We start from the raw sequence: 21,904 nt of genomic DNA, 5'->3' as shown, positions 1-21,904 counted from the left end.
TTTTTATAAAACGCCGGAAAATAACCGTGCGAAGGATTCCTTCGTTCTTTCCCATAATGTGCGCTTATAGAAACGGACGGGGCTGATTTTTTCAGACTCCTTCATATCCTCCAGATAATGCGCTTCAAGATCTTTGATCGCCTCTTGATCTGTAAAAAAGACATTGACTTCAAAGTTCAGCTGAAAGCTTCTCATGTCCATGTTCGCCGTCCCGACAGAGGCGAGGTTTCCGTCAGTGATGAGCACCTTTTGATGCATAAAGCCTTTTTGATAGGAATAGACTTCGATTCCTTCGCGAAGAAGCTCGGGGAAATACGATCTCGTCGCGTACTGGGTTAAAAATCCGTCATTGGTTTCCGGCACCATGACACGCACCCGGACGCCTCTGGCAGCAGCCTCCTTTAGCGCTGTGCGGATCGGCTCATTCGGCACGAAATAAGGCGTCGCGATCCATACAGACGATTCGGCCGCCGCTATCATGGCATAATACAGATCGCTCATCCGCTCCTTCATATCGGGGCCTGTCGGCACGACTTGATAGACGCCGCCGCTTTCTGCCGCAACCGGGCGGGTATATGCTTTCCGATCAATCAGCACCTCATCCGAAACGTATTCCCAATCAAGCATAAAAATGCTGTGGAGCGTCTGAACGATTTCTCCTTCGACTTTCATATGAGTGTCCCGCCAAAAGCCGACATCTTGGTCTTTGCCGATATACTCCTTGCCGACATTCAGCCCGCCGACAAAACCGACTTTCCCGTCAACGATGACGATCTTGCGGTGATTTCTGAAATTGAATTTTTGGTTGAAAAAACCGTATTTCAGCGGCAGAAACGGGACGATGTTCACGCCCGCGCGTTTCAGTTTTTTAATATCTTTTCCGGCCAGCTTCAGGCTGCCGGCCGCGTCGAACAAAAACCGCACTTCCACGCCTTGACGCGCCTTTTCCATCATAATGTCCATCATCTTGTGCCCGAGCATGTCTGATTTGAACATGTAATACTCAATATGTATAAATGACGCGGCCTCCCGGAGCGCCTCAAACAGCTCCGGAAATGTTTCGTCCCCGTTTTTGAGCACCTTCAGCCTGCTTTTTGTATTGATATTCATATGGGACGCCTTGATTGAATATTGAAAGAAACGCTTCTGATTTCCTTTCAGCCCGGTCAGGTCGGGAGTTTGTTCCATATCAAATATCGTTCTCAGCTTTTCCCGGTTGTATGTCCGTTTCGACCTGAACAGCTTGCCTTTTTCATAAAGCTGGCCGGAAAAAAGGTAAAATAAGTACCCGGCGATCGGAAAAAACACAAGAATATGAATCCATAACAGCGTGTGCTGCGAGGTGCGGTTTTCAAGAATTAACGAATAAATGCTGAACAAAATAATGCTTGCATAACAAAGCACCCCTCCGTAAAACTCAAGCCTGGAAACCGGAAAAAACCATATGACATATGCTCCGATAAGCATCATATATAAAAAGCAAAATTCCAGTCTCCTATTCAGCATCCCGACTCTCTCCCATCTGATCCGATATCTCTGTATACCCTCTGTTTTCAGGCCTGTAAACATATGAAAAAGCCTCTCCGCATGAGCGGAAAGGCTTATGATGAAGCTTCCTGTGATTGGCCGGGTGTGATGTTCTGAAGCAATGCCGGATTGAGCGAGCAGCTGCCTTTGATTTTATTTTTGAAGATGCCGATGATCAGACCGGTGACCGCTATCGACACTAAGGAGAAGAGCCCTTTCAGCAACCCGACGGAAAAAATGCCGGCCAGCACGACGCCAAAATCGAAGAGGAAATTAACGGCACCCGGATTCCATCCGCAGCGCTTTTGCAGAAATAAAGCGAGGATATTGGCGCCGCCGAGCGATGCCTGATGATAAAACATGAGCGACAGGCCGAACCCGATCAGCGCCCCGCCGCAAATCGCCCCGGCAAGCGGTGAAACAGAGACCGGCGGCAGCCAGTGATCCGTGCCGGTAAACAGAGTCAGTACTGTGACTGCAAAAACGGTGGATAGAGTGAATTTGATTCCCATTCTGATGAGAGAAAATATATAAAACGGGATATTAATCAGAAAGAAGATAATCGCAAACGAGGAATGAAACAAGTATGACAGGCTTAGTGACAGTCCCGCTGTTCCGCCGGTTAATACATGAGAATGTCTGAGTGTCAGGACGCCGGCGCTTGTCATCAGACAGGCGGCTAAAATGAGGAAAATCCGCTTCATTCTTCACTCTCCTTTTGTTGCTGTTATTTCCAAATAAAACATAACAGGAATCCCGGCCGCCCAGCCATTACCTTGGCAGAAAATATCTTATGTTTTTATTTTTTCACCATAAAAAATCCCCCTCTTGCAGGGGGGATTTTTACGTGCGTTTCCGATAGACAACATAGCTGCGGGTCAAATACTTGAGGGGCAGGCTGAACACGTGAACCAATCTTGTAAACGGCCAAAGGATAAAAACGACGTACCCTATGATGATATGAAACTTAAACCATAGCGGGACACTCTCCATCAAAGAAGCGTCAGGCCGGAACAAAACAATTTCCCTGAACCACGGCCCGACTGTTGCCCTGTAATCAAAGCCTTTCGAATCAATGTTAAGAAATGTGGCCGCAACGCCCGACAGCATCATGAACAGCAGCAGAATAAGCGTCAAGATATCCGATGGCGAGCTGGTTTTGCGGATTCTTTTGTCAAACAGCCTTCTGTACATCAGGATGACAAGTCCGGCACATGCAGCAATCCCCGCCGGCAGGCCTGCGCCGATCGCCATTTTGTGATACATATGCTCTGAAATGCCAAGGGAAGCATACACGCCTTCCGGGATCAGAATTCCCATGACATGTCCGCCGACAACGCACAGCAGTCCCCAATGAAAAAGTGTGCTGCCAGCGGCGAGTTTTTTCTTTTCTAACAGCTCGCTTGATTTCGCCGTCCAGCCGAATTGGTCATGCTGATAGCGGTAAATATGCCCGCCGATAAAGATCGTCAATACAATGTATGGCATAACGCCCCACAGGATCTGCCCGCTCATGCCTGAACAGCCCCTTCTTCAATGCTTTCACGCACATCGATGTTTTCCAGTGCGGCCTGCAGCACGTGCAGCAGCTCAGCATAGATGCTGTTATTTTTTTCGAGGCGGGAAGCCAGCTCCCTCACATTGGACAGGTATTTTTCAAACACGCTTCTCGCCGCTTCAATCTCCGCAACTGCGGCGAATTCCAGCATCAGCGGCAGGTAATCAGGCAGTTCTTTCTCTGTCGGCAGGAAACCGGATTGCTGGTAGGTGTTTTTTAAATGCAGCAATTCAATGCCGCGTTCCCTTTGTTCGCCTGAGTTAAAGTAGGTGACGTACATATTCGTTTTTTTTCCGAAATCGAACGTATACACATAGTGTTCAATCAGCGCTTGCGGAGAAAAGCCGGCTGCCGCCTCTAAAAAGTGCAGCAATTTCTCCCGGATTTGCTGATTGGTGATGTCATGGATAAGAGCCTTCCAATCGGGAATCTCGGCTCTCCACTCTTCCTCCGGATATGAGAGAAGAACGGAAAGAGCGGAGAACGTCATTTGCCGGTCTGTGGTGTTCATGTTATTACACCTCATTTATGAAAAGTTAGAAACAAGAGCCCGGGCCGCCTGAAAATGATAAGCCGCAGCTCCCTTGTTCAGCATATAAATCTGACACTTCTTCTCGATGGCTGCTCGGGATCACAAAACGGTCATCATATTTGGCGATTGCCAGCAGCCGATACATGTCTTCAATTTGCTGTTCTGTTAAGCCGACACTGGAGACCAATGCCGGGTCGATGGATTTATTCGTCTGCACCGCTCTCATATACTGGCGCATGACAGACATTTTCTTTAACGTTGAACGAATATGATCCGTATCCCCAGCCGTTAACAGCTGCGCCAAATAGTCAATCGGAATTCTCATTTGGTCGATAGCCGGAAAAATCGCTTCCGCCGTTTGCCGGCTGCCTTTTCCTTCAAAGAGATTCATAATCGGACTGAGCGGCGGAATGTACCACACCATCGGCAGCGTACGGTACTCAGGGTGAAGCGGAAGCGCAATCTTCCAGTCAATGATCATTTTATAGATCGGTGATTGCTGCGCAGCCTCTATCCATTCAGCCGGAATGCCTTGTTCTTTTGCCAGTTTGGCAACCTCAGGATCATTCGGATCAAGAAAAACGTCCAGTTGGGAATGGTAGAGATCCTTTTCATTTTCAACCGATGCCGCTTCCTCCACTTTGTCCGCGTCATACAGCATGACGCCGAGATAGCGGATTCTGCCGACACACGTTTCGGAGCAGATGGTCGGCAGCCCCGCCTCCAAGCGCGGAAAGCAGAGTGTGCATTTTTCCGCTTTGTTCGTCTGCCAGTTAAAATAGACTTTTTTATAAGGACAGGATGAGACGCAATATCTCCATGAACGGCATGCGTTTTGATCAACGAGTACGATGCCGTCTTCCTCGCGTTTGTACATGGCGCCGGACGGGCAGGAGGACACGCACGCCGGATTGATGCAGTGTTCGCAAATACGCGGCAGATACATCATAAAGACTTCATCGAATTCTGTTTTGATCGATTCCTCCATTTTTTGCACGTTTGGATCTTCAAGCCCTGTAATATGGCCGCCCGCGAGATCATCCTCCCAGTTCGGGCCCCATTCGATATTCATAAAATCCCCCGTCAAGGACGATTTCGGGCGCGCTACCGGCTGGTGTTTTTTCTGCGGGCTGTTTGTTAATGTTTCATAATCATAGTTCCAAGGTTCATAGTAGTCATCAATCGTCGGCTGGTTCGGGTTATAGAAAAGGCCTGCGAGCCGATTCGTTTTCGGGCCTGATTTCAGTTCAAGCTTTCCTTTTTTCAACGTCCAGCCGCCTTTATATTTGTCCTGGTCCTCCCATTGCTTCGGGTAGCCGATGCCCGGCTTTGTTTCTACATTATTGAAGTACATATATTCCGCACCGGAACGGTTTGTCCACGTGTTTTTGCAGGTGACGCTGCACGTGTGGCAGCCGATGCATTTATCCAAGTTCATGACCATCCCGATTTGCGCTTTAATCTTCAAGCCAATCAACCTCCTTCAGCTTGCGGATGACGACATTCAGATCGCGCTGATTTCCCGTCGGACCGTAATAGTTAAAGCCGTAACTCAGCTGTGCATAGCCCCCGATCATCTGGGTCGGCTTGACGTGAATCCTTGTCGGGCTGTTATGGGTGCCTCCGCGGTTATTCGTCAGTTTTGTGCCGGGCACATTGATGTGGCGGTCCTGGGCATGGTGCATAAACGCCATTCCTTTAGGAATCCGGTGAGACAAAACCGCTCTCGCGACGACAACGCCGTTTCGGTTGAAGCATTCAATCCAATCGTTGTCTTTGATATCCGTATCCGCAGCATCATCTTTATTCATCCACACAGTCGGCCCGCCGCGGAACAGCGTCAGCATCGGCAGAGAATCAAAATACATGCTGTGGACGGACCATTTATTATGCGGCGTCAAATAATTAAGAACGATTTCTTTGCCCTCTTGATCAGGCCGCTTGCTTAGGAACGGACGGTGCTGGAGGATCGGTTTAAATGTCGCCATCGTTTCACCGAATTCCATCATCAGTTCATGATCGACATAATAGGATTGTCTGCCTGTCAGCGTCCGCCACGGAATTAATTTTTCCACATTCGTCGTAAACGGCGAGTACCTGCGCCCTCCTTTTTCTGAACCGGTAAAGGCCGGAGAGGTGATGACCGTTTTCGGCTGGGCTGTAATTTGCTCGAACGTAAAGCATTCTTCCTCGCGCTCTTCCGCCAGGTCTTTCAGCTCCAGATTGGTAATGTTTTCAAGTGATTCCCATGCTTTCACGGCGACTTTTCCATTTGAGGTGGACGACAGGGTTAAAATCGCTTCCGCCGCCTGCTTCGCTTCACTTATATTCGGGCATCCTTTGGCAACGCTGTTTGAATCGGTTTCTCCCAGTCTCTGTTTGAGTGATTCATATTCATCCGCAATCGACCAGCTCATCCCTTTTGTTCCGCTCGGTTTTAAAGCCGTATTAGGGCCAAGCGCGGTCATTTTATGAAAAATGTGTTTGTAATCCCGTTCAACGACATGGATGTTCGGCATCGTTTTTCCCGGAATGGCTTCACATTCGCCCTTGCTCCAGTCATTGATTTTGCCGAACGGCTGGGCCAATTCCTGCATCGTGTCGTGGAGGAGCGGCGTGGCGACTACCTCTTTCACCGGCTCCATATCGACTTCTTCCGCCAGATCGGAAACGGCTTTTGACAGCGCCTTAAAAATATCCCAGTCTGACTTCGATTCCCACGGCGCCGAGATGGCCGGAGCAAATGGATGAATAAACGGATGCATATCCGTACTGCTGAGATCGTGTTTTTCATACCATGTCGCCGCCGGCAGCACGATATCGGAATACAGCGCCGTACCCGCCATTCGAAAATCAAGGTTGATTAACAAGTCGAGCTTGCCTTCCGGCGCCTGCTCCCGCCATTTGATTTCTTCAGGGCGGATGCTGTCGCTGTCGTCATTCATCAGACCGTTCGTCGTCCCCAGCAGATGCTTGAGAAAATATTCATGCCCTTTCCCTGAGCTTGAGATCAGATTTGCCCGCCATACGAAGAGATTCCTTGGGAAATTCACTTCATTGTCAGGGTCTTCAATCGCGAATTTCAGTTTTTTTTCTTGAAGCCGTGAGGCCACGTACGCACCTACGTCTTCAGGTGTCGCCGCCCCCGCTTTCTCAGCTTCTTTGTACAGATCAATGCCGTTTTGATTGAATGTCGGGTAAGACGGAAGCCACCCTAATCGCGCCGCCAGCACATTGTAATCGGCGTGATGCTTGTAGCGGGATGACGCGGCGATCGGTGAAGCCAAGTCACTGATCGGCTGGTCTTCATAACGCCACTGGTCTGTCGCAAAGTAAAAAAATGAGGTGCCGTTTTGCAGTTTAGGCACGCCTTCCCAGTCCTTTGCGGTGGCAATCGTCTGCCACCCTTCAGCCGGACGGAGCTTTTCCTGCCCCACGTAATGGGCCCAGCCTCCGCCGTTTACGCCTTGGGCGCCTACGAGTAAAACAAGATTTAACACCGCACGGTAAATCGTGTCGGAGTTGAACCAGTGGTTAATGCCCGCCCCTACGATAATCATGGATCTGCCGTCTGTATCAATTGCATTTTGGGCAAACTCCCTGGCAATCTGTATAACGGCTTCTCTTTTAATTCCCGTAATCTTTTCCTGCCAGGCAGGTGTGAACGGACGGGGATCATCATAGGATGCGGCTGATTGTCCGCCGATGCCCCGGTTCACGCCGTAGTTGGCCAATATCAAGTCAAACACGGTCGTGACGTACGTCTCTTCACCGTTCAGGTCCAGTTTTTTAATAGGAAGATCCCGCTCAAGCACTTTGTTTCCGTCATCTGAAAAATACGGAATGCGCACTGAGCCGATTTCGTCCTCTATTCCGAGCACGGAGAGACGGGGCTCAATCTGTTCCCCGGTGTCTTCGTCGATCATGTGCAGATTCCATTTCTGCTGCCCGTCCCAGCGGGAGCCCATTGTGCCTTGCGGTATGGCAAACGCACCTGTCTGTTCATTCCAGACCGCCGGCTTCCACTGATCATTTTTTGTCTGCCGCCCGATGTCTTTTGCATGCAGAAACCGTCCCGCTGTATACACGCCGTTCTCTTTTGAAAGAGTGACGAAGAATGGAAAATCGGTGTATTGCTTCGCGTACTCAATAAAACGTTCAGTTTCTTGGTTCACGTAAAATTCCTGCAAAATGACGTGACCCATCGCCATCGCAAGCGCCCCGTCAGTCCCCTGGCGGATACTCAGCCAGTCATCTGCGAACTTTGAGGATTCCGCAAAATCGGGACTGATCGAAATGACTTTAGCGCCTTTATAGCGGGCTTCCGCCAGAAAATGCGCATCAGGCGTTCTCGTTAACGGAACGTTGGAGCCCCATGTGATGATATAGCCTGAATTGTACCAATCACTGCTCTCCGGAACGTCCGTCTGGTCGCCCCAAATTTGCGGGGACGCCGGCGGAAGATCCGCATACCAGTCATAAAAACTGAGCATTGGGCCGCCGATTAACGACATGAATCGCGAACCTGATGCGTGGCTGATCATGGACATCGCCGGGATCGGAGAAAAACCGACATTCCGGTCAGGCCCGTATTTCATCACTGTATACAGCAGAGAGGCTGAAATCAGCTTCAGCACCTCCGGCCATTCCGCGCGGACAAAGCCGCCTTTCCCTCTGGCCTGTTTATAGGACTTCGCTTTTTCAGGGTTTTCAACGATCGATTTCCAGGCATCCAGCGGATTTTGATGTGCCTGCAATGCTTCCCGCCACAAATTGATCAGCACACCGCGCACATATGGATATTTCACACGGAGCGGGCTGTAGATGTACCAAGAAAAACTGGCCCCCCGCGGGCAGCCTCTCGGTTCGAAATCAGGCATATCCGGGCCTGTTGATGGATAATTCAAGTTTTGTCCTTCCCACGTGACAATTCCGTTTTTCACATAAATATTCCAGCTGCAAGAACCCGTGCAGTTGACGCCGTGGGTGGAGCGAACGACTTTGTCGTACTGCCATCTGTTTCTGTATACATTCTCCCAATCACGATCTTCGCTTGTCGTTTGGCTATGGTTATTTGAATGATGTTCGATAGGAGAAAAATAGTTTAATCTCCTGAGCAACGGACTCATTTTCTTTTTCTTCATGATCGTTCACTCCTTCCGAGTCAGGTGATGCTATGTACACTATAAACAGAGACGGCGCGTTTCCTTGTGAACTATGTCACACACTCTGCTTTTTTCACAAAACGTTCACACAGAGCAGCAGGAAGGATTTTCAAACGATATGGGGACGCCCGGCGTCATCAAAAAAACCGGTTCTGTTTAAGAACCGGGTTCGGCGTTTTCATCCCGTGATGTATGCAGATACCGCAAAAACAACTGATAGGAACAGAAGACATTTTGCTGAAGCATCGCCAAAAAGTTCATTTGCAGCCGCGGATGGTAAGACATCATTTGCTTAAATACGGAATATGGAATATGGAGTACCAGGATATCCGGTGAGGCATTGACTGAGATAAAAGGCGATAAAGAGAGCCCGCCTTTTTCATCAATCGGAAACACATCGCCTTTTTCCCACAGCGCAACGGTTTGCGACCCTTCAGGGAGCCTGCTGTCCGTAAAACGGATATTGCCTTTTAATACAATATAAACGGATTGTGAATGAAGAAAGGATGGAGATTGGTCAGATGAGCCGCGGATAAACGTCCCGTTTTTCAGCAAGGTTTCGACAATGGACAGAGGCACTTCATTAAACATAGGAAGTTGTTTCAGAAATAATAAATAGTCACACTGATTCATAGGAAAGCCTCCTGTGCTAAGGATAGCTTTAGTGTAGCCCGATTGAGCCCGCGCGGCAGTGATGTATTTCACAGCTTGTATGATAAAAGTCACTTATCAGGAGAGTGTTTGTACTTATAATGAAATAAAAAGGAGGGTTTCGATGAAGGCGATGATTCCGAAGCAGCACGGCGCATGGGCGATGCTGCTGATTCCATTTTTACTCGGCATGATCAAGGGAGGCCCGGTTTTCTGGCATGTTCCGCTCTTTCTGGGCTGGCTGTTCCTTTACTTGACGGTTTATCCCGTTTCGCTCGCTTTGAAAAAGAAACAGCTTCAGCCCTATCAAAAGTGGATATGGTATTACGGTTTTCCGGCCTGCTGCTTTTTGATCATTTCTGTCTATCATAAGCCGCAGCTCGTCTGGATCGGCGTTTTTTTATTGCCGCTGTTTCTCATACATACGCATTATGCCCGCCGAAAAAACGAACGGGCGCTCACGAATGATATTGCGGGTGTTCTGTTCTTTTGTTCAGGCGGGCTTGCGAGCTGCTGGCTGGGAACGGGAATCCTTGACGGCTGGGCTTGGTTTCTATTCTTGCAATCCGCTTTATTTTTTGTCGGGAGTTCTTTTTATGTGAAATCGGTCATACGGGAGAGAAAAAACAGAACCTTTGCATACTGGTCGTGGGGATATCACCTCTTGCTCCCCATTTTATCGGCTCTTCTTGGGGCAGGCTGGGCGTTTCTCGCTTTTATCCCAAGCAGTCTGCGGGCCTGGTTTTTTCACGGAAGAGACTGGCCGGTGAAAACGCTCGGCATTCTGGAAATCGTAAATGCCGGCTTCTTTTTCGCCGTCATGTGTATATGTATCACAAGCTGAAAAACAAGGACACCGGCTGCCCTTGTTTTTTTCAGTCAATATTGCAGATCTCCAGCGGACAATTTTCACACTCGATCTCGCATCGTAAATAGTCCCGCTTGTGCAAAATAATTTTTCCGGTTTCGTCTATCGAAATAACCCCTTGTTTGCGGAGGTCTCCCAGCATGCGGTTGACGCTCTCCCTTGCCGCCGCGCAAAACTTGGCCAAATCCTGATTTGTCAGCACAATGTTAATCAGAATCCCGTCACTTCGTTCCACCCCGTAGCTGTTTGATAAGCGGATAAGGGTGGAATAGAGCGCCCCCTTTTTGCCGTGAAGAAGCAGGTCCCTGATCTTGGACTGGATTTTTCGAAGATGGGTGCTCATCCATTTTATAAATTCAAACGTCAAAACACCGTTTTGGATCAATTCCTTCTCCAGCTTGTTTTTATTAATGACGAGCACCTCGCCATCCTCTAACACTTTCGCACTGAGCATATATCTCGGCTCATCTGTGAATAGCGTCAATTCCCCGACAATATCGTTTTTTTGGCAGATTCTAAGCGTCAGGTCTTTTCCGTCAGATGTCAGCTTGCCGATTTCAATGAGTCCTGACTGAATCAGATAAAGCTCTTTTGCATCCATTCCTTCTTGAAACAAATAAGTGTGTTTTTTCATTTTCCTTTTCGTACTGATCGATTCCAGCAATTCATGCAGTTCGCGGGAAAGAAGTTCTTTATCAGATTTTCGGACAGAGAGAATATTCATGAGCTCACCTCGAAGAAAGTCACGTTGCGTATGTATATTGTAACGTGACTTGATTTGCACTCACCCAGAAAAAACTAACAATCTTGTGAATGGATCATTATGAATTGAGGCTCTGACTGTTTCTCTCCGTATGTGTTTTCATTCTTTCCTGCCAATACATCCAGATCACAAGAACAAAGCTGGCTAACGCGACCTCTGAAAGCGCCATAAACCCGATCGCGTATTGGCCTGTTGCCTGAAATACACTTGCCAGAATCAGCGGAGGGAAAAAACCGCCCAGTCCGCCCATAGCAGACACAATACCGTTGGCAATCCCCGCTTGCTTCGAAAAATAGAAAGGCACCAGTTTAAATACCGTCCCGTTTCCAATCCCTGAGCAGACTGCCACCGTCAGCGATCCAAACGCATAAAGGCCGATCGTCGGGGAGAATGACAGCATGACCCCTGACAGCGTAAGCCCTGCGAAAACGAACATCAGAATGCGGAGCGGGCTCAGTTTATCTGCAAGAAACCCTCCCACAGGCCTGAGCAGCGTAGAGACCGCAATAAAGCCGGCCGTCCGCAGACCGGCGTCCGCAGGGCTCAGCCCAAAATGCTCAACCAAAAAATTCGGAAGATAGATGGTAAAGGCGACAAAGGCGCCGAACGTAATAAAATAAAACAGGCTCAACATCCACAGCACATGATTTCGGTAAACGGCTTTCATTTGTGTCTTTATGGAAACTTTGACTTTCTTCTCATGCCGGTCGCCGAACAAAACGTGCAGTAATGCGAAAACAGCCAGCAAAACAAGATACATCTGCACGGTTGCTTTCCATCCCGCGGCTTGAGCGATAACCGGCGCCGCAAAGGTAGTAACGGCGGTCCCGATGTTTCCGGCACCGTAAATCCCATTGACGACACCGTGCTTTTCTTTCGGATAATATTTCGGGAGGGACGTCACTCCGATGGAGAATACCGCTCCCCCGATCCCTAAGAAAAAGCCGCCCGCGATTAAATCAAATAAAGAATCCGCGATACTGATCCAAAATACAGGAAACAAAAGCAGGATGAAGCTGATCATAAACATCAGCCGCGCCCCGTACCTGTTCGTTAAATATCCTAAAGGAATACGGAGAAGCGATCCGAGAATAACGGGAATCGCCGTCACCAATGAAATTTCGCCTTTGCTTAAATGAATATCTGATGTCATTTGAGAAATGAGCGATGAAATCAGCACCCACACCATAAACCCTGCCACTAAGCTTAATGACTGCAACGATAATTGAATATGTTGACGATTGATCATTCGGCTTGCCCCTTTCACTGATTCAATATCAGTCTTATCATACAAAAACTCAGTGTGCGGGATTGTGAATTACATCACACGCTTTATATACAAAAAAAGAACAAAGCCCGAAGACTTTGTCCTTTGATCATCATTACATTTTTTCCGGAGCGGATACGCCGATCAGCTGAAGCGCATTGTTCAGCGTAATTTGCGTCGCCTTCATTAAAGCGAGACGCGCGCGGCTCTTCTCTTTATTTTCCGGATCGATGACTTTCTCCGCATTGTAGAAGCTGTGCAGAGCGGAAGCCAGATCATAAATATAGTTTGTGACACGGTGAGGAATGCGTTTTTCCGCCGCTTCTGCCACTGCCTCAGGGAAGCCGCCGATCGTTTTCAGCAGGTCATATTCTTTTTCTGATTGAATATGGCTGAAATCAAGATCTGCCGCCGGTTTAAGTCCCTGCTCCTCCCCTTGGCGAAGCATGCTGCAAATACGTGCATGTGCGTATTGTGCATAATACACAGGGTTTTCGTTAGATGTGGATACGGCAAGATCCAAGTCAAAATCCATGTGCGTATCAGCGCTGCGCATCGCGAAGAAATAACGCACGGCATCCAAGCCGACTTCTTCAATCAGGTCGCGCATCGTTACGGCTTTCCCCGTACGTTTGCTCATCTTCATTTTTTCGCCGTTTTTGTATAAATGAACGAGCTGAATGATCTCAACTTCCAATGTGCCTTTCTTGTAACCGAGCGCTTCAATTGCCGCTTTCATACGCGGAATATACCCGTGGTGATCCGCGCCCCATACATTGATGAGCTTGTCGAATCCGCGGTCAAGTTTGTCTTTATGGTATGCGATATCCGGCAGCAAATAAGTGTATGAGCCGTCTTTTTTGATCAGCACACGGTCTTTATCGTCGCCGAACGTTGTGGAGCGGAACCATGTCGCGCCGTCCTCTTCGTATACATGGCCCTTTTCGCGAAGCGCCTCAAGCGCCTGATCAATTTTTCCGTTTTCGTACAGTGACGTTTCAGAATACCATACGTCAAACGGTACGCGGAAATTTTCCAGGTCAGAGCGAAGTTTATCAAGCTCGTACTTTAAGCCGTATTCACGGAAAAACGCCTGACGTTCGCTCTCCTCTTCATGTACGAAACGGTCGCCGAAATCTTCGGCAAGCTTTTTCCCGATGGCGATAATATCCTCGCCGCGGTAGCCGTCTTCCGGCATCGGTTTCTCGAGACCGAGCGCTTCAAAATAACGGACTTCAACGGAAAGCGCCAGGTTGTTAATCTGGTTGCCCGCATCATTAATATAGTACTCGCGGCTCACATCATAGCCCGCTTTAGAAAGAACGCTGCACAGCGCGTCACCTACCGCCGCGCCGCGCGCATGGCCTAAGTGAAGATCTCCCGTCGGGTTGGCTGATACGAATTCGACCTGAATCTTTTCGCCTTGTCCGATGTTTGTCTCTCCGTAATGTTCACCCGCTTCAAGCACGGACGGAATCAGTTTTGTTAAGTAGCTGTTGTTCATGTAAAAGTTGATAAAGCCAGGTCCCGCAATATCCATCTTTTCAATGGAAGCTTTGCCTTTATCAAATGACGCCACGATCTCCTCAGCGATTTGGCGCGGCGCTTTTTTTGCGATTCTCGCCAGCTGCATCGCCATGTTTGTGGAATAATCACCGTGTGTTTTTTCTTTCGGCGTTTCTAACAGTACGCTTGGAATCTGGCTTTCTTCCGCCAGGCCCGCTTTCAGAACGGCCGCTTTGATTTCTTCCTTCAGCACGTCCTTCATTTGTTCCGCAATGTTCATGCGTGAGTTCCTCCCTCATACGTGATCGTCATATTATGTAAATGCTGCTGCCCGTCTCCGACATGCATGTCATATGCGATGCTGATTCGGCCTTTTTCTTCACCGAGATCAGATTGAATCGATTTTGTGCTTGTTTCCAGCTCAAGCTCACCAAATGACATTTTATATTTCGCAATTGTGGAAGCTCCCGTTATGAAACGCTGATTCATTTTAACAGCGCCTGACCTCATGATCAGGACTTCGCCTTCGCTCACCTTCACAATCGTTTTTACTTTGCCTAGGTCGTGTTCTTCATAATAAGATAGATACACTTTTTGTTGTTTTACATAGTAAAATCCGGTAGTACGGAATTCGATGACTTCATCATTTCCGTCATCCTCGATCACAGACTTCACATGGAGTGTTATCGGTGTCTCTTGCTTCATTTTGACACGTCCTTTTCATCATTCCACTTTGACTTGAATAGTATAATCATTCAGCTTGTAAACTTCAACTGCTTCTATCTTACCATCATTGCTCATTAGATTTGAAGATAAACCTCATAAAAAGCAGTTCCTTATGAGAAGAGAAAATCATATCACTATGTCACCCAATCCGTAAAAAACATGACAGCAGCTTTTCAGAAACTCACACAGTCTCATCGAAGCTGCTGCGACTTCCGGCAACATAGATTGTGCAGCAGAAATGCCAACGATGTCAAAGCGCTGCGTGACAGCTATAAAAACATCCGCCAAACACACGTGATTGCTGCTGTATTATGCCAAGTCATCATATTCGGCTGCGTGTTCGAAATCGTCAAAGCCGTCCCTTTCCGCTTTCACACGCCCCTTGCCGTATCAATGGGACTCGCGGTGTTACTGATTTTGTATTTATTGTATTTTATGCGGACGTACTTGCTGCAGCTTTTCCAGCATGTCAGCCTGTTCAAAAAAGGGCATGAAGGAGCGCTGACAGGAGCCGGGGTTTGGCGGATGCTCAGTTTCGCCATAAGTGAACTGCTGTTTTTAATCATCCTGGCTGCCATCCAGCAGATCGGCTCATTTATTTATAAACGATTTTTTTATCGCAGCTCTGCTTCTCTCAACCTGTGAAATAAGCTACATCGCAATCGCTGACGGACCAGTCCCAACCGGAATCACCGTCATGGCTGTATAATCACTCGTGCGGTACACGGTTACGGTATTGTCGCCGGGCTGTGCTGCATAAATGTACTGATTATCAGGTGTTACGGCGAGGTCAAAGGCGCCGGGCAGAGACACGTTTGCAATGATCCTCTGTCCAGCCGTATTAACTACGTATAAGTTATTAATGAGAAACGGTTCACTATATGGCTCTAGAAAATAAGCCCTAGTGCTATCGCGAGAAAATACAATCGTCCTCAGCGTTTCAAATAAACGGTTGAAGTCGCCTCCCCTGCTTAATGGTGACAAACTGATCTCCGTTACACCTTTCGGCAGCAGCTCACCATTCAACACATACGCAAAATTTCCAGCGTAAGGAGTGGCAATTAAACTGGGAAATTCAAATGTATCTATGATACTTTCTACCAACTGCCCAGTATTTACATCATATTTATCAACCGACCAACTGCTTCCATTAGCGGTATAGACATACTGTCCATTCGGATCAAGAGCAAAGTCTAAAGCGCCGGGTATCGGAATGACATCAATGACCGATTGAGAGGCCATGTTGATCATATATATAGAGCCGGCGGCCATCACGTACGCGAACTCATCTGTTGAATCAAATTCAACCTTTCTCGGCCCTCCTCCAACAGTGATGGTATTTATGATGGTTAATGTTTTATTATCTAGCACTGAGACAAGGTTGGTATTCCCATGGAGGACATACGTGAAAGCTTTATCGAAAGTAACGCCTAGATTAGTTGGCACGTCAGAAAAAGGGATTGTTTTTACAACAGTGTTTAAATCTGAATCAATAACCGAAACCGTGCTGTCTCCTGAATTGGCTGTAAACACATACGATTGAGGGTCTGGCGGTGGCGGTAAAACAAGTGTCCCGGTCACCGTAAGCGGACTGCCGTAGAAAGGCGGTACAATGAGAAGATCTTCCACTGTTATTTGACTGAAATCAGGACAGCGGCCAGACTGCGCTGCATAATAAACAACTTGATCAATCTCTTCAGTATGAATCACAGAAACAGACCCGTCCCCTTGTCCATATTGATTTCGTACAGGCGACACACTGACAAGAAGCGTAACGGTCCCTTTTACTCTCACGGCATATCGAACACCGATATCTTCTGGTTCCGGCCCAGTCTGGATTAAGCAAGGCTCACTGATACATAATAAATGATCAGTACTCCATGTAACCGTCGCAGCTGCTTCGGCAGAATCAATGGTGAACCCCTCGGGAATGTCAATCGGCACTTGAAACGGCGCTTCTCTGCTAATTTCCTCATCACAAAAACAGAAACAATTTTCCTGTAAAGCAGACAGATCATTCTTTTTCATGAATTCACGTCCTTTTAGAAATGTACAGCATGCAGTTGGTTAAATCACAATATCTCCCGGTGAAACCCCAAGAGATATCACAGTTTCCACAGAATAATCATCCGTGTTGTAAACAGTGATGTTCTGCTCTAAAAAATGAGCAGCATACAGAAATTCGCCATTCGGAGTAAACGCAAAGTCTCTTGCCGATTGCGGAACATTTCCTATAACGCCTGCACCATTCGGACTGACAGCATATAAATTGCCAGTGAAGCTGTCATGTAAATACACCTCTGATCCACTCGTAAACATTACATATTGGCCATCAGGCTCCAGCTCTTGGGTAATGCTGATCGTAAACGTATTTAAGTCAATAACCGTCAAATAATTGAATAAGAATTCTTGTTCTAAGACATACGCATACCGCTCCGGCCAATTTGTTTCTATGGATGATACGATAAGCTCTCGTTCAATCGTTCCTGTGACTTCACCGGTGAATAGGTCCACTTTTTGCACTAAACCAAAATCAAGAACATAGGCGAATAACCCATTGGGATCAATTGCAAAATCAAATCCTTCCACAGGAATCGACCTATCCACAGTTAACGTATCAATTCCAATCACATAAATCGCAGTATCGCCGAGAACATAAGCAAACTCATGATTTGGGATACATTTTATCGATCCAGGCGGCTGATCCAGCAGTATGGATGCTGTCACTGTTAAAGTGTCATAATCGATGACAGAAATCACATTATTGTTGAAGTGCAAAACAAACACAGCGCTTTTATCCGGAGTTATTTCAATACCTGTCGGCCGGTACGGTAGAGCAATCGTTGTCACAACAGTATGAGTGTTTGTATCAATCACAGAAACTGATTGATCATTTGGATTCGCTGTAAACGCATAAACGGGTTCCGGCTCAGGAACAAACACAATCGTGCCCGTCACCGATAAAGGACTGCCATAGAATGGCGGAACGACAATAAGGTTCTCGATCGTAATGTCACTGACATCCGGGCAATCATCGGGTTCATCAGAATAATAGACGACTTGGTCAATCTCTGCATTGCGGATGACAGAAACAGACCCGTTCCCTTGTCCATATTGATTTCGCACTGGTGAGACACTGACGAGAAGCGTAACAGTTCCCTGCAGGCGCACTGCGAATTGAACACCGATTTCATCAGGCTCAGGCCCCGTCTCAATGAAACAGCGTTCAATGACACAAGAAAGGCTGTCTGCATTCCACGTCACGTTTGCAACAGCTTCAGCCGGATCAACGACAAACCCCTCAGGCAATTCAATCGGCGCTTGAAACATCGCTTCACGGCTTGCTTCTTCCTCGCAAAAACATAAACATTCTTCTTGTGCGGCTCCTGCTTTTTCTTTAAAGGAAAGCTTGTTATTTCTCATATCTTCACTTCCTTTTCAGACATACACTGCTCACGCAGATACAACAGAATATGGGAAGGTGGATTTGTTTGCTTGTACAAATTGTGGGGATAATAGTGGATTTTTGAAATGATATCCGCAGACATGCGGTTTTAACGAAAGAAAACATTGCGGTATTTTTGCGCTATCCTTCCGAATGAAAATGATAAAATATGTCATATACATAACGTGGAAGGGAGGGATTCGGAATAGTGGCGAGTGTTTTATCATCTTCAGCGGTTGGAGAAAAAATCAACGAATGGTATATGTACATTCGAAGGTTCAGCATCCCGGACGCCGAGTACTTGCGGAGAGAAATCAAAGAAGAACTTGCAGGTCTGGAAGATGATCAGGATCTTCATCTATACTATTCTCTCATGGAATTCCGCCACAATCTGATGCTCGAATACCTCGAACCGCTTGAATCGCAGCGGATAGAAGAACAGCCGAGACTATCGGATCTGCTCGCGGATATTGATAAAAAGCAGGCCCGGCTGACCGGACGTCTTGATTATTATTTTAATTTTTTCCGGGGGATGTATGAGCTGGAATGCCGTGAATATCTTTCAGCGATTCAGTTTTTTAAGAAAGCTGAATATAAGCTTGATTTTGTCAAAGATTGTATCGAGAAAGCTGAATTTTATTTTAAGATGTCAGAGTCCTACTATTATATGAAACAGACATATTTTTCTATGGATTATGCCCGGCAGGCTTATGAAATTTATCATAAGCAGGAGGCATATAATATAAGGGTGCTTCAGTGCCATTCATTGTTCGCTACCAACTTTCTTGACTTAAAGCAATATGATGAAGCAATTCAGCATTTTAAAAAGGCTTATGCCATGGCAGAGGCAGAACAGCAGCCACAATTAATGGGCCGGACTCTATATAATATCGGACTTTGTTTTAACAGCCAAGAAAATTACAAACCAGCCATTGATTACATAAAACGGGCAATAGCTGTTTTTGAAGATGGGAACATCATCACTTCTCTCCCGCAAGCCTATTTCTTAATCACACAAATACATTATAAAATCGGAAATATGGCCATAGCCAGACAATATCATGACAAAGGGGTATCTTATGCAGAGGAGGCAGAAGATTCCCTATATATAGTCGAGTATGAATTTTTGGAATCTTTGTATGTCGGTGAGCCTGATGAAGAAGCAATCATGGAATGTTTTGACTTTCTCAGAGATAAATCGATGTATGCTGATCTTGAAGATTTTGCCTTAGATGTGGCAAAATATTATCATGAAAGAGAAAATTTCGAGAAGGCTTCCGCATATTTTTTAAAGGTGGAAGAAACAAGACAGCAGATTCAAGGAGGTGTGAAGTTGTATGAAATTGAAGTATAAATTAGCACTTACTTGCTTGGCAATAAGCACTGTTTTTGTTTCAGCCGACATCGCAAGTGCACCGAAACATCAATTTGAAGTTGCTCAGCGCGGAATGATTTAAATGATGATTACTTTTAGGCTTGCAGGTTAAACTGCAAGCCGTTTTTTATATAAACAACTAATTTGCAAAAACAAAAAGTATACTTTAAAATTCAAATGTGTAAAAAGTATTTGACACATATACATATATTATTTAAAATAAATATATATAAATTTGAAAATTTAAAATAAAAACAAAAATATTTAAGGAGGGTTTTAGTGGATAACAATATTAAAAAACTTAGAACAGCAGCTGATATTTCACAAAATGATCTGGCTAAGCTCTGCAATGTGACCAGGCAAACCATCAATGCAATTGAAAATAATAAATATGACCCGACTTTAAGTCTGGCTTTTTCGATAGCTCACGCATTAAATACGGGAATAGATAAAGTATTCAACTATAACGCCAAAAAAAAGTAAGGGAGCGGTTCTTATGAAGAAAATGGATGAGATGCAAAAACACCAATCGGGTATAGCCGCCAGAATAGCATTTAGTTTTTATACTGTCGCTTTACTGATATGGTCATTAATAGATTATTTTAAAAACGGAAATACAGGATGGCAATTTCCAATACTTTTAATAGGCTGCGCGCTCTATTTATGGATTCAAGTTTATCATAATCGAAAAACAAGGTAACAATTCCAATACACTTCCGGAGGATTATACAGCAATGTACGAATATAAGTTTATAAAAGTAGAAGTAAACCGATGGAAAGGAAAGCCTAAAGAAGACTATAAAGAAATTATTGAAAAGTATTCGCAGCAAGGATGGAAGCTGGTTCAAATATTTGCTCCTCCTATTTCAGGTTATGGGGCAGCCGATTATTTTGATATTATTCTTGAAAAAAAAGTATAAATGTTTCAGTACAAAGAAAGCCGGATCATACATATGGTCCGGCTTTCTTTGTACTGAAATAAGCCAGCAGATAACTTAACGGATTTCACCTCTTAAATATTTTTTCGGAAATCCGCAATTCAAATAGCTTCCAATATATTTTATTATTTAACTTGCTGGGGATATTGAAAAAATTGGAGGAAAAAATGAGTCTACTTTTAAAAACACAAAATAGTAAAGCGATTTTTACATTAGTAGCATCAGGAATCATTGTTCTCGCTCTTTTCAGTATAAAACATAATCATTTAAGCATGGATGTCATCGATATTTTAAACAGAGCTGGAATAATAGCTCCTAGTTGGATTGTCAGTGCTATCACTGCAACGGGTTCAGTCCTGGCTATCATTACTGTTTTAGGATCTCTTGGTGCAGGCTTGCCATTAGCCGTTTTAGAACAATTGGCTGCAGCAAGTACAGCAGCAGCTTAATATAAAACATTAAATTCAATATCCCTGGCAGTCCCTTAAACGAATGGATGAAAATACTTTGTTTAAAAAGAACGTTTTAGTCAAATTGTACATACTCTGTCTGATCTTATTTTTAATTGCTTTATTTACAGCATATTTTTATACAGATCCCGCTTCAAATGTAAATAATCTAAATCGAAATATCCGTCCGGATTTTTTTCAGATTTTCTTTAATAATATTAAAGTAGCGAGTCTGCTTGTTTTTTTAGGCCCGTTGACGCTGTCACTTGGCACGATTGCAGTTTTAATTATTAATGGATTAATTTTAGGAAATGCCATAGGAAACATCAAAGACAATTTAAACCTTTTACTGCTTGTTATACCCCATGGAATAATTGAAGTCCCGGTATTGCTTCTTGCAGCTTCTGTAGGAATGAAATTAACTTTGGATTTATTACTCCTCAAAATAAATTTAAAATTCACTTTTAAATATATTGGTATTATATTTCTCGGTTTAATGATAGCAGCTATGTTAGAAACATTTATTACACCTATCTTTATAAAAGGAGTCTCTTAGGATTATGCAAATTGAATTATCTTCATTTAAGGACCGAAACATTAATTTTTTGTCCTCATTTTTGTTTTATATTATCGGGTTAGCTTTTTATTTAAGTTCCCTATTGCCTTTTATGAAAAGTTTAATTCCCAAAAACATCCCTATACAAGTTGTTGAGCAAGTAAAACATTTAGATTATATCATTGCGATAGCCGCACTGTTTCTTTTAATGTTCGGGGTGATTTTTGAAGGATTTGTATTATTTCTCATTATAAATTTTCTTGGCGCTCAAATTAAGATTAAAACCTTTTATTCCCTATTTATGTTTTCTAACATCCCGGTCGCAATTAAGTTTTTTCTTATATCATTCAAAAACATTTTCGCGGAACATCCAAACACTAGTTTATTTTTCACAAGTAATCATTTGATTTTTTCTATCTTTGATTTGTTCAATATTGCATACTTATTTCTTTTGTTTATTCTTCTAAAATGGAGAACAAATTTGAACTACCTGACAATCTCAGTTTTTATTTTTACGGCATTCCTGTATAGAATGTTTTTTTAGCATATATAAATAAACCCCCTCAATAGGGGTTTTT

The 21,904-nt window shown here is 45.2% G+C and carries 21 protein-coding genes and 1 pseudogene; 9 read left to right on the top strand and 13 right to left on the bottom strand.

The annotated features are described in order from the left end of the window. Window positions 1-3: 3 nt before the first annotated feature. From cls to NQS30_RS00445, 7 genes are all read right to left on the bottom strand, one after another. Complete coding sequence (gene cls / locus NQS30_RS00475) at window positions 4-1,506, bottom strand: cardiolipin synthase (protein ID WP_218791408.1); 1,503 nt, start codon at window positions 1,504-1,506, stop codon at window positions 4-6. Between the two features lie 95 nt (window positions 1,507-1,601). After that, the gene (locus NQS30_RS00470) at window positions 1,602-2,231 is read right to left on the bottom strand and encodes a YitT family protein (RefSeq protein WP_032869460.1); all 630 of its coding nucleotides are present in this window, start codon (window positions 2,229-2,231) and stop codon (window positions 1,602-1,604) included. 139 nt (window positions 2,232-2,370) lie between these two features. Beyond that, the gene (narI, locus tag NQS30_RS00465) at window positions 2,371-3,042 is read right to left on the bottom strand and encodes a respiratory nitrate reductase subunit gamma (RefSeq protein WP_015240769.1); all 672 of its coding nucleotides are present in this window, start codon (window positions 3,040-3,042) and stop codon (window positions 2,371-2,373) included. Then, entirely contained in the window at window positions 3,039-3,596 is a 558-nt protein-coding gene (gene narJ, locus NQS30_RS00460; protein WP_012118679.1) for a nitrate reductase molybdenum cofactor assembly chaperone, read from the bottom strand. Before narJ ends, narI begins: the two co-directional genes overlap by 4 nt. Before the next feature lie 25 nt (window positions 3,597-3,621). Beyond that, window positions 3,622-5,085 carry a nitrate reductase subunit beta gene (gene narH, locus NQS30_RS00455; RefSeq protein WP_015240770.1) on the bottom strand — a complete coding sequence of 488 codons (1,464 nt, stop codon included), beginning with the start codon at window positions 5,083-5,085 and terminating at the stop codon, window positions 3,622-3,624. After that, a complete protein-coding gene (locus NQS30_RS00450) occupies window positions 5,075-8,761 on the bottom strand; it encodes a nitrate reductase subunit alpha (protein ID WP_015240771.1) in 3,687 nt (1,228 codons plus the stop codon). Before NQS30_RS00450 ends, narH begins: the two co-directional genes overlap by 11 nt. 177 nt (window positions 8,762-8,938) lie before the next feature. Continuing rightward, a complete protein-coding gene (locus NQS30_RS00445) occupies window positions 8,939-9,415 on the bottom strand; it encodes a cyclic nucleotide-binding domain-containing protein (RefSeq protein ID WP_007407629.1) in 477 nt (158 codons plus the stop codon). Window positions 9,416-9,557: 142 nt separating this feature from the next. Between NQS30_RS00445 and NQS30_RS00440 the strand changes: the two genes are divergently transcribed. After that, complete coding sequence (locus tag NQS30_RS00440) at window positions 9,558-10,277, top strand: YwiC-like family protein (protein WP_218791409.1); 720 nt, start codon at window positions 9,558-9,560, stop codon at window positions 10,275-10,277. 31 nt (window positions 10,278-10,308) lie between these two features. Here NQS30_RS00440 and NQS30_RS00435 read toward each other — a convergent pair whose 3' ends face one another. The 4 genes from NQS30_RS00435 to NQS30_RS00420 form a co-directional block, all read right to left on the bottom strand. Continuing rightward, entirely contained in the window at window positions 10,309-11,025 is a 717-nt protein-coding gene (locus NQS30_RS00435) for a fumarate/nitrate reduction transcriptional regulator Fnr (protein WP_159353552.1), read from the bottom strand. Window positions 11,026-11,122: 97 nt separating this feature from the next. Then, a complete protein-coding gene (narK, locus tag NQS30_RS00430; RefSeq protein ID WP_007407632.1) occupies window positions 11,123-12,313 on the bottom strand; it encodes a nitrate transporter NarK in 1,191 nt (396 codons plus the stop codon). A 133-nt stretch (window positions 12,314-12,446) separates the two neighbouring features. Continuing rightward, window positions 12,447-14,117, bottom strand: coding sequence for an arginine--tRNA ligase (gene argS / locus NQS30_RS00425; protein ID WP_014419127.1), 1,671 nt, complete (start codon window positions 14,115-14,117; stop codon window positions 12,447-12,449). Next, on the bottom strand, window positions 14,114-14,542 hold the full coding sequence (locus NQS30_RS00420) for a YwiB family protein (protein WP_007407634.1): 429 nt from the start codon (window positions 14,540-14,542) through the stop codon (window positions 14,114-14,116). The genes argS and NQS30_RS00420 overlap by 4 nt, the downstream gene beginning before the upstream one ends. 153 nt (window positions 14,543-14,695) lie before the next feature. Between NQS30_RS00420 and NQS30_RS00415 the strand changes: the two are divergent. Beyond that, a pseudogene (locus NQS30_RS00415) lies at window positions 14,696-15,208 on the top strand (bacteriocin biosynthesis protein AlbG); the annotation flags it as partial. A gap of 6 nt (window positions 15,209-15,214) precedes the next feature. Here the strand turns inward: NQS30_RS00415 and NQS30_RS00410 are convergent. Next, window positions 15,215-16,591 (bottom strand): YncE family protein, encoded by a 1,377-nt coding sequence (locus NQS30_RS00410; protein WP_046702210.1) that lies wholly within the window; start codon window positions 16,589-16,591, stop codon window positions 15,215-15,217. Between the two features lie 39 nt (window positions 16,592-16,630). Further along, on the bottom strand, window positions 16,631-17,986 hold the full coding sequence (locus NQS30_RS00405) for a YncE family protein (protein WP_015240776.1): 1,356 nt from the start codon (window positions 17,984-17,986) through the stop codon (window positions 16,631-16,633). Window positions 17,987-18,216: 230 nt separating this feature from the next. On the opposite strand from NQS30_RS00405, the gene NQS30_RS00400 reads away from it, so the two are divergent. The 7 genes from NQS30_RS00400 to NQS30_RS00370 all read left to right on the top strand — a co-directional run bounded on the left by NQS30_RS00400 (window position 18,217) and on the right by NQS30_RS00370 (window position 21,326). Then, window positions 18,217-19,362, top strand: coding sequence for a response regulator aspartate phosphatase (locus NQS30_RS00400; RefSeq protein ID WP_015240777.1), 1,146 nt, complete (start codon window positions 18,217-18,219; stop codon window positions 19,360-19,362). Further along, on the top strand, window positions 19,346-19,465 hold the full coding sequence (locus tag NQS30_RS00395) for a PhrC/PhrF family phosphatase-inhibitory pheromone (RefSeq protein WP_015240778.1): 120 nt from the start codon (window positions 19,346-19,348) through the stop codon (window positions 19,463-19,465). Before NQS30_RS00400 ends, NQS30_RS00395 begins: the two co-directional genes overlap by 17 nt. Window positions 19,466-19,662: 197 nt before the next feature. Next, window positions 19,663-19,866, top strand: coding sequence for a helix-turn-helix transcriptional regulator (locus NQS30_RS00390; protein WP_007407640.1), 204 nt, complete (start codon window positions 19,663-19,665; stop codon window positions 19,864-19,866). A 13-nt stretch (window positions 19,867-19,879) separates the two neighbouring features. Further along, window positions 19,880-20,083: a hypothetical protein gene (locus NQS30_RS00385; protein WP_007407641.1), complete on the top strand. Its 204-nt coding sequence runs from the start codon at window positions 19,880-19,882 to the stop codon at window positions 20,081-20,083. 34 nt (window positions 20,084-20,117) lie between these two features. Further along, the gene (locus NQS30_RS00380; RefSeq protein WP_007407642.1) at window positions 20,118-20,303 is read left to right on the top strand and encodes a DUF4177 domain-containing protein; all 186 of its coding nucleotides are present in this window, start codon (window positions 20,118-20,120) and stop codon (window positions 20,301-20,303) included. 185 nt (window positions 20,304-20,488) lie between these two features. Then, on the top strand, window positions 20,489-20,770 hold the full coding sequence (locus NQS30_RS00375) for a hypothetical protein (protein ID WP_007407643.1): 282 nt from the start codon (window positions 20,489-20,491) through the stop codon (window positions 20,768-20,770). A 43-nt stretch (window positions 20,771-20,813) separates the two neighbouring features. Next, a complete protein-coding gene (locus NQS30_RS00370; protein WP_031304384.1) occupies window positions 20,814-21,326 on the top strand; it encodes a stage II sporulation protein M in 513 nt (170 codons plus the stop codon). The last annotated feature ends 578 nt before the right edge of the window (window positions 21,327-21,904 follow it).

The organism is Bacillus sp. B1(2022) (genome assembly GCF_040259625.1).
In the GTDB taxonomy this organism is placed as follows: Bacteria; Bacillota; Bacilli; order Bacillales; family Bacillaceae; genus Bacillus; species Bacillus velezensis.
The sequence above is the reverse complement of the archived record's forward strand: the minus strand, read 5'-3'. Positions and strand labels throughout refer to the sequence as shown.